Below are 14,174 nucleotides of genomic sequence, written 5' to 3' on the forward strand. Positions count from 1 at the left end.
GATAATAATGCTCATAAACAGGCCAAATCTTCGAGATGCAGTCTCGTGATTCAAGTCTGCATGTCGGCAAGACCTCCTCACCACGCATCTGGTCCCGCCGACTTCTAAATCTGGTCTGCTGTCGAAACTAGGCCTTAAGCCTTGTTCTTGTTGTAGACATCGACGAACACGGCTGCGAGCAGAACGATGCCCTTGATGACCTGCTGGTAATCCACGCCGATGCCCATGATGGACATGCCATTGTTCATCACACCCATGATGAAGGCGCCTACGACCGCGCCGACAACCTTTCCAACACCGCCTGACGCAGATGCCCCACCGATGAAGCAAGCGGCGATGACATCCAGCTCAAACCCGGTGCCTGCCTTCGGAGTGCCGCTGTTCAGACGCGCCGCGAAAATCAGGCCGGCAAGCGCCGCGAGGATGCCCATGTTCACAAACGTCAGGAAGCTCACGGCCGGCACACTGACGCCTGACAGACGTGCGGCCTTCGCATTTCCGCCAACCGCGTAGATGCGCCGTCCGATGGTCGTGCGATTCATGAGGAACGTGTACACCCCAATCAGCACACCCATGATGACAAGCACCGTCGGCAAGCCGCGATAGGATGCGAGCAGATAGCAGAAGCCAACGATGAGAGCCGTCAGCACGACGTTTTTGATGACGAACATCGAGAACGGGCCGCTTTCGACGCCGTGTTTGGCGGCACCGGCACGATGCCGAAGCTCAATCACGAAGAAGAGCGCGCCGACAAACACACCGAGCAGGATGGAGGTGATGTGAAGGGCTTGGCCGTGGAATACATCCGGAATGAAGCCCGAACTCACCGCGCCGAATCCCTCAGGGAATGGCCCGATGGACTGTCCCTGGAGCACTAGATTTGTCATGCCGCGGAACACCAGCATTCCCGCCAGCGTAACGATGAACGACGGCATCCGCCAGAAAGCAATCCAGTAACCTTGTACGGCACCTATCAGCGCGCCAGCCACGATACAGATAATGGTCGCCCAGACGTAATTGACTTCGTACTGGACCATCAATACGGCCGCTAACGCGCCCACAAGCCCCGCCGTCGAGCCGACAGACAAGTCGATATGTCCCGAAACAATCACCATGAGCATGCCGAGCGCCATGATGACGATGTAGCTGTTCTGCAGCACCAGGTTGGTCAAATTGAGCGGCTGCATCAATACGCCATTCGTCGCGACCTGGAAGAACACCATGATGATGACGAGCGAAAGCAGCAATCCATATTCGCTACCGATACGCTTGACCATTCCGAACACTTCGCTTTTCTTGACCTCGGCGCCTTCGGCGGCTACCGGAGAGAGTGCCTTACGCATTTTGAATGTCTCCATTTCGCATAATTGCTCGCATGATGCTTTCCTGCGAGGCTTCTTCTGCGGTTAATTCGCCGACGAACCGGCCTTCATTCATGACATAGATGCGGTCGCACATTCCGAGTAGCTCAGGCATTTCCGAAGAAATCATAACCACACATTTGCCCGCTGCAACCGCCTGATTGATGATGTTGTAAATCTCGTACTTCGCTCCCACGTCGATGCCTCGAGTGGGCTCGTCGAGAATCAACACTTCGGGCTCAGAAAACAGCCACTTGCTGATGACGACTTTCTGCTGATTCCCCCCAGACAAATTACCGACGACATGCGTCACGCCTTGCGCGCGAATACGTAGCTTCTTGAGAAACTCGGTCGCGACCGTAATCTCCTCATGCTCATCGACTACACCGAGCTTTGAGACACCGGATAGGTTGGCGAGCGTAATGTTTCGCTTGATGTTGTCGTCGAGCAGCAGACCATTGCCTTTCCGGTCCTCGGTGACGTAGGCGATTCCCGCTTTGATAGCCTTCTTCACCGACGATGTGTCAGCCTGCTTCCCGTGCATCAGCACTTGGCCCGTGATGTCCTGACCATACGTGCGGCCGAAAACACTCATGGCAAGCTCGGTTCGCCCGGAGCCCATCAAGCCGGCGATACCGACTATTTCGCCCTTGCGTGCCTTCAGATTGACGCCCTTGAGGACGGCGCGGTCACGCTGCGTGGGATGCTTGACACGCCAATCCTTGACTTCGAAAATCACGTCGCCGATATTGGGCGTACGTGGCGGATAGCGGTCGGACATCTCGCGACCCACCATCGCTTTGATGATGCGGTCTTCGCTTACTGCCTCGGTACTGCAGTCGAGGACATCCACCGTCGACCCATCGCGAATCACGGTGATTCCGTCCGCCACACGCGAAATTTCATTTAGCTTGTGCGAGATGATGATTGACGTTACGCCGTTCGCCTTCAGTTCCAGCAGTAACGTGAGCAGCGTGTCACTGTCTTTTTCATTCAAGCTCGCCGTCGGTTCATCGAGGATGAGCAATCGCACTTCTTTCGACAACGCCTTTGCGATTTCAACAAGTTGCTGCTTGCCAATCCCGAGGGTGCCAACCGCTGCGTCGGGAGAGTCGGTGAGGCCGACTTTCGCCAGCAGTTGCTTGGCTTTTGCGCGCGAAACCTGCCAGTCGACGACTCCGCGCTTCGATTGTTCGTTACCGAGAAAGATGTTCTCGGTAATCGATAGCATCGGTACGAGGGCAAGTTCCTGATGGATGATGATGATTCCGACCGCCTCACTGTCGGAAATATCGGCGAAGGCTCGCTCCTGGCCGTCGTAAAGGACGTCGCCACCGTACGAGCCGTGCGGATAGACGCCGCTGAGGATTTTCATCAAGGTCGATTTTCCTGCGCCATTCTCTCCACAAATGGCGTGAATCTCGCCCTGGCGCACCCTCATATTCACGTTATTCAGCGCTTTGATGGGGCCAAAGCTTTTCTGAATCCCGCGCATCTCCAGAATGGTATCCATGGTCAAATCTCCGATTGGTCACGCTCGGGCGTGCCCGCGTGGGCGGGGTCTCGATACACCCCGCCACGCTGACGTTCAGGCGCCTTACTTGACTTGGGCCTGCGTGTAGTAGCCGCTTGTGACCAGTTCCGCCTGGTAGTTGGCCTTGTCGACCAGAACCGGCTTCACGAGATAGGTCGGGACAATCTTCGCGCCGTTGTTGTAGCTCTTCGTATCGTTGACGACTACTTGCTTGCCGGTCAGCGCATCGGCAACCATGTCGGCTGCGACGCCCGCGAGCTTCCGCGTATCCTTGAACACGGTGGAGGTTTGGTCACCGCGAACGATGTTCTTCACGTTCTGAATATCCGCGTCCTGTCCCGTGATGATGGGCATTGCTTGCTGAGCTGAGCCGTAGCCCACACCTTTGAGAGACGAGATGATGCCAATCGCAAGCGCGTCGTTCGGTGCCCATACCGCATCCAGATGGTCCTTGCCATAGAATGCGCTGAGCAGGTTGTCCATGCGGGCCTGCGCGGTCGCACCATCCCAATTGCGCGTCGCAACTTTTTCGAAGGCAACCTGCTTGCTCCGAATCACGAACTTGCCGCTGTCGATATACGGCTTGAGAACCGACATGCCGCCCGCGTAAACCATGTGAGCGTTGTTGTCATCGCTGGAACCGCCGAACACTTCGATATTGAACGGCGTCTTGCCTCCGGCTTTCTGCCATGCGCTGACGATGCTCTGGGCTTGCAGGACGCCTACCCCGTAGTTGTCAAACGTGGCGTAATAGTCGACGTCCTTGGTTTGGCTAATCAGACGGTCGTAGGAGATGACCTTGATGCCCTTCTTCTGGGCGAGCGCCAGCGCGTCAGAGAATGTCTTACCGTCGATGGGCGCAATGACCAGCGCCTTGACACCCTTCGCGAGCATGTTCTCGACCTGGTTAACCTGCGTGGGAACATCATAGTTCGCGTACTGCAGGTCCGCCGAGTACCCCTTCGCTTTCAGCGCGTCGACCATGCTCTTCCCATCGGTAATCCAACGGGATTCGGTCTTGTCCGGCAGCGAGATTCCGACGACGCCCTTATCCTGTGCGAAAGCTGCGCCCGACGTTGCAGCGAAAGCAGCCGACGCTGCAAGCACTACCACAACACTCTTCAAAATTTTCATGACACTGTCTCCTGATTAGGAATCCGTATTTAATCTCTCAGTTTATGAGGTGCAGAATTCGATGCTGACGCCTAAATGGGTGTCAGCTCAACAAGCTGTTATCCAATAACGACCTCTGAGCCAGCTTCTTTCGAGGAAGCGAACATGGCCTCGATGACTCGGCTGATGTTGTAAGCCTGAGTAGCCGGCACGACCGATGCCGTACCATTGCGCAATGCATGGACGAATGCGTTCGACTCGCGGTCGAAGTACACCGGGTTGCCAATTTCCGCGATGTCGGGCGAATATTCGGTCTTCTTGGTGGCCCAGATTTCCGGGAAGCTAGTTTCCTGCCACTCCGTCCAGCCTTCCGGATAGTCGCCTTTGCCCGCGTCATAAATCTTGTAGCTCGAGGGCAGCGAGCGGGAAGACATGATGCCTTCGGTCCCGTATGCTGTAATGTCCCAGCTCTCGGTCCACGGCAAAACGTCCCACGACATGAAGTCGACGCTGATAATCTTGTCTTCGTAATTCAGCACCGCGCCTGCGGCGTCTTCACGCGATTCATCGCCGTGGAAGTTCGGGAACTTCGTGATGCGGGCGTTTACCGAGCGCGGCAAGCCGAAGTGCAGAAGGATGCGGTCGATGAGATGGCAGCCGATGACGAAGACCGCACCGCCGATATCGCCTGGCTGAGTCATGTGCGGCGTGCCCGCCTCATCGTGCGAGCAACCACCGTGGGCGCGCACCTGGACCACTTTTCCGAGACGACCGCTCTTGAGCGCCGCCTGCATGGCATCCACAGAAGGCGCGAAGCGCCAGCAGTAGCCGACCTGGACCAGGCCACCGGTGCGGTCGACCGCGTCGACGATGCGCTTCGCATCCGCCGAACTGCGTCCGGCCGGCTTTTCGCACAATACAGCCTTACCGGCTTCGAGCGCCTCGATGGTCAAGTCGGCCATCTTCTCGCTTTTGGAGTGGACGAGTACGACATGAACGTTCTCGTCGGCCAGGATGTCGTCCTTCGAGCGAGCTTCGAGGCCCAGCGCATCGACGAACGGCGTGAGCAACGGGCTCGTATCCCACGCACCGAGCATCTTCGAGTCAGTACGACGCTGGATAGCCTTGACTCGCCCGGACGTATGCGGGTGAGTGATGCCAAGACATGCTACGCCAAGCGTTTCGTTCGGACCAATCTTTCGCGTCATGACTTATCTCCTCCGGTTTTTCGGTTACACCTTGACGGCTTTGCCCGTCAGCGCGGACTCGAGCGCCGCATCCGCCAGACGCAGAGCTTTCAGCCCATCCTGAACCGACGTCGGCAACGGGGAGTTCGTGTTCAGTGCATCGACGAAGGCTTCGAGCTCAGCCTTGTACGCTTCAACATAGCGTTCGAGGAAGAAATTCAGGAGCGGCTCTCGCGCGTCGGTCGCGTCCTTCGTCCAGCGACGAATCGTCGACGGGCGGAGATTCTCTTGCAGGAGCATGCCTTTGGAACCGGACACTTCCATGCGCTGGTCGTATCCATAGACAGCTTCACGGCAGCAGTTGATGTGGCATTGCTTGCCCGAAGCGGTACGCAGCTGAACCATCACCGTGTCGAAATCGGTCAGCTTCTCCAACGACTCATCAATGAGGCGGCTTGCCATGGCCATCACCTCGACCGGTTCTTCGCCCAGCAGCCAGCGAGCCATGTCCAGGTCGTGGATGACCATGTCGCGGAAAATACCGCCCGAGTGCTCGACGTAGTCGCGGGGCGGCATGCCCGGGTCGCGGCTCGAAATAATGACCTGGCGCACTTCGCCCACGTCGCCCGCATCGATTGCCTTGCGGAAGGCCTGAGACGTCGGGTCGAAACGGCGATTGAAGGCGAGCATGACGCGGCCGCCTTGGCGTTCGACTTCGTTCGCGGCGGCGAGCGACTTGTCCATGTCGAGGTCGATGGGCTTTTCGCAGAGCACAGCCTTGCCACGCTTCACGGCTTCAAGCATGAACGTGATGTGCGTGTCCGTGGGCGTGCCGATGACCACGGCATCAATGTCATTGCGCTCGAGCACCGCTGCCGCGTCGGTCGATGCTTCGCAGCCGAGTTTGGTGGCCAGCGACTTCGCTGCGCTTTCGACCGGGTCCGCTACCACGACGAGTTTCGCGTTGGGATTCGCGGCGACGTTGCCAGCGTGAATGCGGCCAATGCGGCCTGCACCAAGTACGGCGATTCGAATCATGTGAGTCTCCAGAAATACTTTGTCGTTTGGGGTTGGAAGCGCTTATGCGGTAGTGGCTGGCTTCGCGGAGAACTGCGCGACGGTGGTGTCGTACGCACGTTTCGCCATCTCGTCGAGCGGGAATTTCCGGTGAACTTCGGAGATGAGTTCAACGCCGTAGTACGGCAGCGAGCAACCTGCTTGCTCGAGCGCATCGACGAAGGCAACGCAATCGCCTGCGCCTTCGCCGCAAAGCTGGCGATTGAAGGTCGAATCGTCGAACAGCGAACCCTTGACCTGTGCGCCAATGTCGTCCATCTCGACACCCTTGATGAAGCGCGCCGGGATTTGCGCTACCTCGCTATACGGGGTTTTGGCGCGGGCCACGTGCCAGTGGTCGACCATGAGTCCGCCGTTGGGCTGGTTCGCTCCCTTCGCAACCTTGAGCGCGTCTGCGACGTTGCGGATGGGAGAGAAAGGCATGAACTCGATTGCGACCGTCGCGTTAACCGTTGCCACGTCCTGGCAAAGCTTTGCGAACTCGTCCGTCATGCGTGCGAAGTCGGCCGGGTTCGTGTCGAATGGGCTCGCACCGATTTTCAGATTGCGCATTCCGAGTTCGCCGCCCAGTTCGATGAAGCGGCGACGGCAATGGTCCGACTTCGCACGCGCCTCACCGTCGAAGTACCAATCCATCAGAATTTCGAGCTCGAAGTACTTCATGCCCGTGTCATCGAGAATGTTTTTGACGCCCGACAGGCCGTATTTCTCTATGCTGTATTCAAGGTCGTCGAGGATGAGGCCAACGCCGCTCCAGCCGGCACGCATTGCCGCTTCGCAACGCTCGCGCAGCGGGAATGGGCTGATTTCATTTGCCGCACACGGGTAGACGTCGCCTGCGAGGGTCCAATAGGCTGCAAGCAGTTCTTTCTTTGCGCTCATGTGTAGTACTCCTGTGTCTCTCAAAGTCTTCCGTTCTGATACGACACGCTCCCGCGTGTCAGTCGGCTACGTGTTTCATTGAAGCGGCTTGCTGGACGTCGCGAGGGTGAAGTTCCACGACACAGACCAGAAGGGCGACGAGAAGCCGACGCGCTTCGCCGCGTCCGGGTCGTCAATCTTGTCGAATTCAGCGATGAGCTCACGCTTCACGCCAAAGACCGCGTCCTCGGACAAATACGGGCAGTCCGGCGTAAAGATGTGCGTGATAACCGGGTCGAATCCGGGCGCAGTAACGATGAAGTGCAGGTGCGCAGCCCGGTTTGGGTGTCGACCCATCGCGCCGAGGAGGTTGCCAACGGGGCCGTCAGAGGGAATCGGATAGTGGCGCGGCTTGACGGACTTGAACCAATAGCGGCCTTCGGCATCCGAGGTGAAAACGCCGCGCAGATTCGAGTCAGGCTGGATGCCCTTTTGCTGCACGTCGTAGAAGCCGTCATCGTTCGTCTGCCACACCTCGAGCTTCGCGTTCGGAATCGGAATTCCCTTGATGTCCGTTACACGCCCCTCGACGACCATAGGTTCGCCCTTGCCATCCAGGCAGATGTTCGTGCCGTTGGAATATTCAGGCGCATTGGCGACGTAGAATGGACCGAGAATCGTATTCGGCGTGGCGCCACTGGGTCGACGGTGATTGATTGCGTCAACCAGCATCGAAACGCCAAGGATGTCGGAGAGCAGAATGTACTCTTGTCGCCAGTCGGTGCACATCTGACCGGTCTCGGTCAGAAAGCGAATGGCAGCGAACCACTCTTCGTGAGTCGGCTCGATTTCCTTGATGGCAGCATGCAGATGCTTGACCAACACCGACATTACTTGACTCAGGCGCGGGTTAGCGTCGTCGCTCATGCGCGCGTTGACGACCTCTGCCGAGCACGCTTCATCGAAATACGGCGATGTGGACTGAACTGCGGGGGATGCGTTTTGCATTACTGTCTCCATCAATCTCTTCTGTAGCTTTGAGACCAGTCTATATTCGCTTTGGTTGGCAAAACAGAGCTAGAAAGGGAAAGTCTTTCGCGCTCAGTGGGAATACGCCTCGACTGCAGCGCGCACCGGCATCACGCCGTCCAATGCCGCTCGTAGTCGTTTTGTTGGAATCGCTCGAGAAGCGCGTCGATGAACAGTCGCACTTTCACAGGCAGATGCGAGCGAGTCTGGAACGCGATGTTCATGGTCAATCGAGGAAGGTCCCAATCGTCCAGCACCGGAACGAGACGACCGGCCTTGAGGTCGTCATAGATGATGTACTTCGGCTGTACAAGAATACCCATGTTGTCGAGCGCGGCAACTCGAAGTATTTGGCCGTCATTTGACTCAACCAGCGGCTTCACTTTAACCACCACGGTCTCACTGCCGCGTGTGAATGAGAGCTCACGCGCGTTGTCGGCAAGTTGGTAGTTCAGAAGCCTGTGCCTTACAAGTTCGACTGGGAGTCGAGGCTGGCCATTCGCCTCAAGATAGCCCGGCGAGGCGGCGAGAATGCGGCGCGTGGAAGCCAACCTTCTAATCGTGATGTTGCTGTCCGGCTCGAGGACTTTGGTGCGAATCGCGACGTCGATGCCGTTCTCGATGATGTCGTAGTAGCGATTGGCTGCGACCACATCGACGGCGATGTCTGGATAACGCGTCGTGAACTCGGGGAGCATCGGCGCGATGTGCAGCATGCAGAAGGACAAAGAAGCGGTGACGCGAAGCACGCCGCTTGGGCGTACGACCGCTTCCTTGATAACAGCTTCGGCCTCGCCCAGGTCGGAAAGTATCGATTTGCAGCGCCGGTGAAATTCGGCGCCTGCTTCAGTCAGGTAGAGGTTTCGCGTCGTGCGGCGAACCAACTGGACCCCAAGTCTCGCCTCCAATGAAATCAGATAGCGGCTTGCCGCCGAAATCGAAAGGTCAACTGATTCCGCCGCTCGGCTGATGCTGCCCGACTCGGCAACCTCGACAAACAACTGAAGTTCCTTGAACTGGTCCATGCTCTTGCACCATCACGCCTTTGTCTCCGCCCGCATTCCAGTGGATTGCAGGAGCGTATGCGACCTCTGTGAAGCTTTTTTGGTGTCGCCCAGGCATCATCATAGTGCGTTGAATCTATCTGTATTCGGAAAAAAGACATCAATAATCTATCAGTTGGAATGCTTCGCTAGTCCGACGCCGAGCGTGTTCCTCGATTGCCTGGGCAAAACAACCTGGCGACCAGTCTTCCGCGAGTGCGCGGCGCATCATCTGACTTTGACTCTCTGGCGCAAGCCCGTTGACCGGAGGGTCGCGGTCGAGGTTCGTCGGAAACGGGTAGCCTTCGGCGCATGAGGCAATGACCGAGAGGGCCTCGCGCTCTGTGACATCTCCGGCTCGAAATCGGGCGCGAAGGACCGGATAAAGGGTCTGCGACATCCGAGTCCTATCCACGATTTCCATCGCCCGACCGTACGCCGATGAGATTTGAAGCAGATTAGCCATGCGCTGCACGTCGCTCGTCCGGTTTGACCCGGCAGAGTGAAATAGCGCCGGATTGAAGAAAATTGCATCGCCCTTCGAAAGTGGAATCTGGACGAAATGCTTTTCGAAATATTCGCGGAAGTCGGCTCGGCGCCACGCGACATACCCTGGGGCATATCGCTGAGAAAACGGCAAAAGCTTGGTCGGGCCGCTCTCAATAGGCATATCACTATGCGCGACAGCGCCCTGCAGCGTGAGAAATTGCGACATTCGATGTACGTGCGACGGGAATGACGCGGCGACCTCCGCTGCCTGGAAACCCAGATGGTAGTCGCGGTGCGCCTGCTGCGCTGCGCCGCCAGGCCTGACGACATTGACCTGGGATGTCACCTGAAAGCACGGACCTAGCCACGCCTCGGCAGCCGCAGGGAGCCAGGGATTCGAGAAGTAGCCGGTGAAGGCCTCGGGCGCGGCCAACAAGAGCTTCTCCTGCGCGTTCCAGATACGGTCGTTCGCGCCAACCTTTGCGAAATGGTCACCTTTCGAACCCGATTTCCGCTCGGCCGAGATGATTGCTTCAAATACGGCCGTCGCCTCGTCCACGACGCGGGTATCTGCATAGGCGCCCCTGAGCACAAACACGCCAGCACCAACTTCTAGGACGCTGGCCCACTCTGAAAGCAACTTACTCCGTTCCGTTTCAGACGAGAGTACGTTTTTAAGGCCGCCGCACTCATATGCAGGAATACCCGAAGACGCGGACGCGGAAAAGTGAAGTGCGAGAGTCGGCCCCTCGCTGAGCGCGTCTTCAAACTCACTTATCGTGCAGTCGTCCTCGTGAAACCAATCAATTCGCTGTCCGCGATAGTCGTCCCGTTGGAAATCCATCCGTGCCTCCTATTTTCGATGTAGGATAGCTCGATATAAGCGCCCGGAAGTCTCAAAAAGACATCAAAAATCTATCTGTCCAGGAGGGTCAGATTGGCTCACCGGTTTTTGATTAAGGAAATCGCCCTGCAGGCGGGTCTCGGTGTGGCGACCGTAGACAGGGTTTTAAACGGCCGCGCCAATGTCCGCGAGCACACACGCAAACGGGTCGAGCAGGCCATCAAGGAACTCGAGAAGCAGGAGTTGAATCTCGCGAACACCGGGCGGAAGCTTATCGTCGATGTCGTGGTCGAGGCGCCGTCGCGGTTCAGTGATGAAATAAGACATGCGCTCGAAGGCGAGCTCGCGCTCATGCACCCAGCGGTTGTCCGGCCGCGCTTTCTGCTACAGGAGACGATGACGACCTCCGAGATAGTAGAGGCGCTTCGGTCGATTGTCCGCAGAGGAAGTCACGGTGTCTTCTTAAAAGCCCGGGACGTTCCCGAGATTGCAGAAGCTGTGGCAGAACTTCAGCGACACGGCATTCCGGTCGTCACAGTAGTCACTGACATCCCACTGTCAGGACGCGTCGCCTACACGGGACTCGATAATCGCGTCGCTGGCGCGACGGCCGCTTACCTTCTTGGCCTCTTGTTGGGACCACAGCCCGCCAACGTGCTAATAACGATGAGTGACGAGCATTTCCGTGGCGAGGAAGAACGCGAGATAAGCTTTCGTCGAGCATTACGCAAGCACCATCCACGTCTGAGACTGATTGATGCGAGCGGCGGACATGGTCTTGATACCCCAACCGAGGAGCGAGTCCGCAGCGTTCTCAGTGACGGAACGCAAGTCGCGGCCGTCTACTCCATGGGCGGCGGCAACATCGCAATCCTTCGCGCGCTAGAAGCGCAGCAAAAGGACCCCGTTCTCTTCATCGGGCACGACCTCGACAAAGACAATGTGCAGTTGTTACGTGACGGACAGATACAGGCTATTCTTCATCACGACCTGCGCCAGGACATGCGCTCGGCCTGTCATCACGTCATGCACTATCACAAGCTTCTGCCATCGTCATCCGTCGCGACGTCTTCATCGGTTGTTGTCGTAACTCCGGAGAATATTCCGGACTACATTGCCAGTCGGTTCCGTGACTGACTCGGCCGCTCGCAGTTCGCTTCGTCAGCGTGCGAGGTCCAAGAGAGCAATGTCTCCCGAACCTCTCGACGCTATCAGAACCTTGTCGCCAAGCCTGCAATTACTCCAAACTGGCTCTTCCCATAGTTGGGGTTGGTGCTCGACGGGTTTCCGTTGACGGGGTCGTCATTGGTGTTCGCGCCGTAGAGGCTACCGTCGAGGCCCAGATTGGACGTCGAGCTGTTTCGCACGTAGGCAAGCTCAGTGTAGAGAAGTGTTCTCTTCGAGAGCGAGTAATTCGCGCCCAGTGTGTAAAGGGTTGCGTTCCCGTTTCCCTTATTTGCGTTGGCGTGATATACGGCCCCGGTGATAGCAAGCGCAGGCGTGGTCTGCCAAATCGCGCCAATCCATTCGTGATTGACCGTTGTCGGGAGACTGGCACCGGCTGGCAACGCTGACGGTGCTGCGGTACCGAAATACCCCGCGTTAGATGCATCGGGAGCGCTCAAGTGCTGATAACCGAGATACGCCGTTACAGGCCCAAAAGCGTAGGTCAAGCCGGTGAGAATCGAGCGAGACGTGAGATACACGTTGCTGAATTGACCATTCGGGTCGCGGACTTCGTCGTAGGTTGCTTGCCAGAAGAGGCCCCGGTTCGCGTAAGACAGTTTTATACCATCGGAGCGTCCCTGGGCGCTTCCAAGCCCGGTCGAGGTGCCCAGTTGACCTGGCGCGCTGCCTGGGTTGCCGGCGTTCCAGGTCGGAGCGTTGGTCAGGTCATACTGGCCTTGCAACGTGAAACCTGCAATTGTCGGTGAGAGGTACTCGACGCCATTTGCTGCCTGGGAAAAGATGCGGCCGCGAACCAATGTCCCAATTGCATACTTCTTCGTCTGCTGCGGGTCGACATCGCCTGAATATTGACTGATTTCAGCCGAGCCCATGTTCCCGAACTTGATTTGCCCCCACGTGTCGTTTTGGAGACCCACGGTCGCCTGCCCCTCGAAGAAGCTCCCGTTTGCGAAACTCCCGTTCATCGTGTTCAGTCGAGATTCAAGCTGAAAGATTGCATGCGTGCCGCCGCCGAGGTCCTCAGCACCCTTAAGGCCGAATCTGGATTGAGCCCAACCTCCGCTTTGCGCGCCGAAAACGTGTCCCTTCGGTTGATTCGTCTCGTACACGATACCGTTGTCCACGATGCCATAAAGGGTGACACTGCTTTGAGCGGCGGCGGTCGCAGCGGCGGACAGTGCGACCACGCTGAACAAAAGTTTCTTCATCATTATCTCCATGAATATAGTTGTACTACTTAATCTTCCTGCTTCAGTAAGCGTCAACCCATGCGCTTAAATGCCGTTCGGAATCAACCCTTCCACTTTCCGACGTCCCTTCAACTAGCGGACCGCAGTCCTCGAGCAGTCGGTCAGGAAAGGTGGGAGCTGAAGGAAACAGAGAAATGCTTCAACGTTGCGGAAGCCTCCGTGAAGGGCGTCTCCCGCACCGCTCTGTATTTTTGCCGGAGTGTATATTCCCCACCCAGTTGAACAAAGAGCGGAAGAAGGAATCTCTTTCGCGGAACTCGGGAAAATGACTTGTCCCGCAATGCTGACCGGCCTTTCGGGATTATTCTGTGGGCTGGCCTCGCGGTTAACCCCCGTTTTCTGGAATCGGCGCATCGAGTACGGTTTCCATGGAAGCTTGGTTAGCAAGAAGCCATGCGAACACTCAATCTGCAGCTTCATGTGGTCTAACGCGTCACAAGGGAGAATGTCATGAAGTTCAGCAAGCTGAATGCCGTTGTTGTCTGGGCCGTCGCAACCTTCGGTCTCGTTGCCGTACCGGGGTTCCAGGCGCGGGCCGCAAACGGCGACAATGCAGCGTCAGGTGCCGCTATGTCGAAGCAAGAATTGAAGGCGCAAAAGAAAGCTGACCGGCAAGCGCGTCGAGCGAAGAAGAATGCAGAGTTGAGTACGTTGGAGAAGAACGGTTACAACCCTGGAGGCGACCAGACCAACTACCCGCAGAATCTGCAAAACGCTCAACAGAAGGCAGCGGGTCAAAAGCCTACGAACGCGCCTGCGGTCGCGCCGTGAAGCGCTGTACGCAGGACTTACGCTTCCTCATGTGAGCCGCGTCCTAATCGATAAATTTGGCGCGATGATGTCATGATGTGTGGCTGACGGAAACGGCCACACATCGTCCAAAAGGACGAGCTACAAATTAACTAAGGTTTTTGTCTCGATTTCCTATGCTTCTTGGACGTCACCGACATTCGCTCGGGGCTGCGCCACCGAACTCTGCTGTCGTCAATACAAGACTGGCAAGGATTGCGTGGACCGGAAACCGCTGCGACTGTTGCCGACGCACAACCATCCGATTTCTTACCCGTGACTATGGCGCGTTAGCCGTAGCGACACCTTGCCCACTCGTCGCTCACTCTTCTTCTTTTAGTTGAGCACTTCTCTCTGGCGTACATGCTTCGTTTTTCGAATGCCCCTTGGTGAAGTAGAGCCCAGCATT

At 57.2% G+C, this 14,174-nt stretch carries 12 protein-coding genes; 2 read left to right on the top strand and 10 right to left on the bottom strand.

The genetic code is table 11. From position 1 onward, the window contains the following. Window positions 1–134 precede the first annotated feature (134 nt). The 9 genes from mmsB to BTHE68_RS31705 form a co-directional block, all read right to left on the bottom strand. Complete coding sequence (gene mmsB, locus BTHE68_RS31665; protein WP_162070230.1) at window positions 135–1,343, bottom strand: multiple monosaccharide ABC transporter permease; 1,209 nt, start codon at window positions 1,341–1,343, stop codon at window positions 135–137. Further along, complete coding sequence (gene mmsA / locus BTHE68_RS31670; protein ID WP_162070231.1) at window positions 1,336–2,874, bottom strand: multiple monosaccharide ABC transporter ATP-binding protein; 1,539 nt, start codon at window positions 2,872–2,874, stop codon at window positions 1,336–1,338. The genes mmsB and mmsA overlap by 8 nt, the downstream gene beginning before the upstream one ends. 84 nt (window positions 2,875–2,958) lie before the next feature. Further along, window positions 2,959–4,029 carry a multiple monosaccharide ABC transporter substrate-binding protein gene (gene chvE, locus BTHE68_RS31675; protein WP_162070232.1) on the bottom strand — a complete coding sequence of 357 codons (1,071 nt, stop codon included), beginning with the start codon at window positions 4,027–4,029 and terminating at the stop codon, window positions 2,959–2,961. A gap of 98 nt (window positions 4,030–4,127) precedes the next feature. After that, complete coding sequence (locus BTHE68_RS31680; RefSeq protein WP_162070233.1) at window positions 4,128–5,216, bottom strand: Gfo/Idh/MocA family protein; 1,089 nt, start codon at window positions 5,214–5,216, stop codon at window positions 4,128–4,130. 24 nt (window positions 5,217–5,240) lie between these two features. Further along, window positions 5,241–6,233, bottom strand: coding sequence for an inositol 2-dehydrogenase (gene iolG, locus BTHE68_RS31685; protein WP_162070234.1), 993 nt, complete (start codon window positions 6,231–6,233; stop codon window positions 5,241–5,243). A gap of 42 nt (window positions 6,234–6,275) precedes the next feature. Next, window positions 6,276–7,154: a sugar phosphate isomerase/epimerase family protein gene (locus tag BTHE68_RS31690; protein WP_162070235.1), complete on the bottom strand. Its 879-nt coding sequence runs from the start codon at window positions 7,152–7,154 to the stop codon at window positions 6,276–6,278. A gap of 75 nt (window positions 7,155–7,229) precedes the next feature. Continuing rightward, a complete protein-coding gene (locus BTHE68_RS31695; RefSeq protein WP_162070236.1) occupies window positions 7,230–8,141 on the bottom strand; it encodes an intradiol ring-cleavage dioxygenase in 912 nt (303 codons plus the stop codon). A gap of 131 nt (window positions 8,142–8,272) precedes the next feature. Further along, window positions 8,273–9,187: a LysR family transcriptional regulator gene (locus tag BTHE68_RS31700; RefSeq protein ID WP_162070237.1), complete on the bottom strand. Its 915-nt coding sequence runs from the start codon at window positions 9,185–9,187 to the stop codon at window positions 8,273–8,275. A gap of 139 nt (window positions 9,188–9,326) precedes the next feature. Then, window positions 9,327–10,538, bottom strand: a complete 1,212-nt coding sequence (locus BTHE68_RS31705; RefSeq protein ID WP_162070238.1) for a phytanoyl-CoA dioxygenase family protein — start codon at window positions 10,536–10,538, stop codon at window positions 9,327–9,329. 93 nt (window positions 10,539–10,631) lie between these two features. Here BTHE68_RS31705 and BTHE68_RS31710 point away from each other — a divergent pair, with 93 nt between their 5' ends. Then, on the top strand, window positions 10,632–11,675 hold the full coding sequence (locus tag BTHE68_RS31710) for a LacI family DNA-binding transcriptional regulator (protein ID WP_162070239.1): 1,044 nt from the start codon (window positions 10,632–10,634) through the stop codon (window positions 11,673–11,675). A gap of 74 nt (window positions 11,676–11,749) precedes the next feature. Here the strand turns inward: BTHE68_RS31710 and BTHE68_RS31715 are convergent, their stop codons facing one another. Beyond that, window positions 11,750–12,934, bottom strand: a complete 1,185-nt coding sequence (locus tag BTHE68_RS31715) for a porin (RefSeq protein WP_162070940.1) — start codon at window positions 12,932–12,934, stop codon at window positions 11,750–11,752. A 492-nt stretch (window positions 12,935–13,426) separates the two neighbouring features. Here BTHE68_RS31715 and BTHE68_RS31720 point away from each other — a divergent pair, with 492 nt between their 5' ends. Next, a complete protein-coding gene (locus tag BTHE68_RS31720; RefSeq protein WP_162070240.1) occupies window positions 13,427–13,747 on the top strand; it encodes a DUF4148 domain-containing protein in 321 nt (106 codons plus the stop codon). The last annotated feature ends 427 nt before the right edge of the window (window positions 13,748–14,174 follow it).

The organism is Burkholderia sp. THE68 (genome assembly GCF_009938265.1).
Lineage (GTDB): Bacteria > Pseudomonadota > Gammaproteobacteria > Burkholderiales > Burkholderiaceae > Caballeronia.

Coding starts and splice junctions, on each gene's coding strand:
- mmsB (WP_162070230.1), bottom strand. CDS start 1,343: ATGCGTAAGGCACTCTCTCCGGTAGCCGCCGAAGGCGCCGAGGTCAAG.
- mmsA (WP_162070231.1), bottom strand. CDS start 2,874: ATGGATACCATTCTGGAGATGCGCGGGATTCAGAAAAGCTTTGGCCCC.
- chvE (WP_162070232.1), bottom strand. CDS start 4,029: ATGAAAATTTTGAAGAGTGTTGTGGTAGTGCTTGCAGCGTCGGCTGCT.
- BTHE68_RS31680 (WP_162070233.1), bottom strand. CDS start 5,216: ATGACGCGAAAGATTGGTCCGAACGAAACGCTTGGCGTAGCATGTCTT.
- iolG (WP_162070234.1), bottom strand. CDS start 6,233: ATGATTCGAATCGCCGTACTTGGTGCAGGCCGCATTGGCCGCATTCAC.
- BTHE68_RS31690 (WP_162070235.1), bottom strand. CDS start 7,154: ATGAGCGCAAAGAAAGAACTGCTTGCAGCCTATTGGACCCTCGCAGGC.
- BTHE68_RS31695 (WP_162070236.1), bottom strand. CDS start 8,141: ATGCAAAACGCATCCCCCGCAGTTCAGTCCACATCGCCGTATTTCGAT.
- BTHE68_RS31700 (WP_162070237.1), bottom strand. CDS start 9,187: ATGGACCAGTTCAAGGAACTTCAGTTGTTTGTCGAGGTTGCCGAGTCG.
- BTHE68_RS31705 (WP_162070238.1), bottom strand. CDS start 10,538: ATGGATTTCCAACGGGACGACTATCGCGGACAGCGAATTGATTGGTTT.
- BTHE68_RS31715 (WP_162070940.1), bottom strand. CDS start 12,934: ATGAAGAAACTTTTGTTCAGCGTGGTCGCACTGTCCGCCGCTGCGACC.
- BTHE68_RS31720 (WP_162070240.1), top strand. CDS start 13,427: ATGAAGTTCAGCAAGCTGAATGCCGTTGTTGTCTGGGCCGTCGCAACC.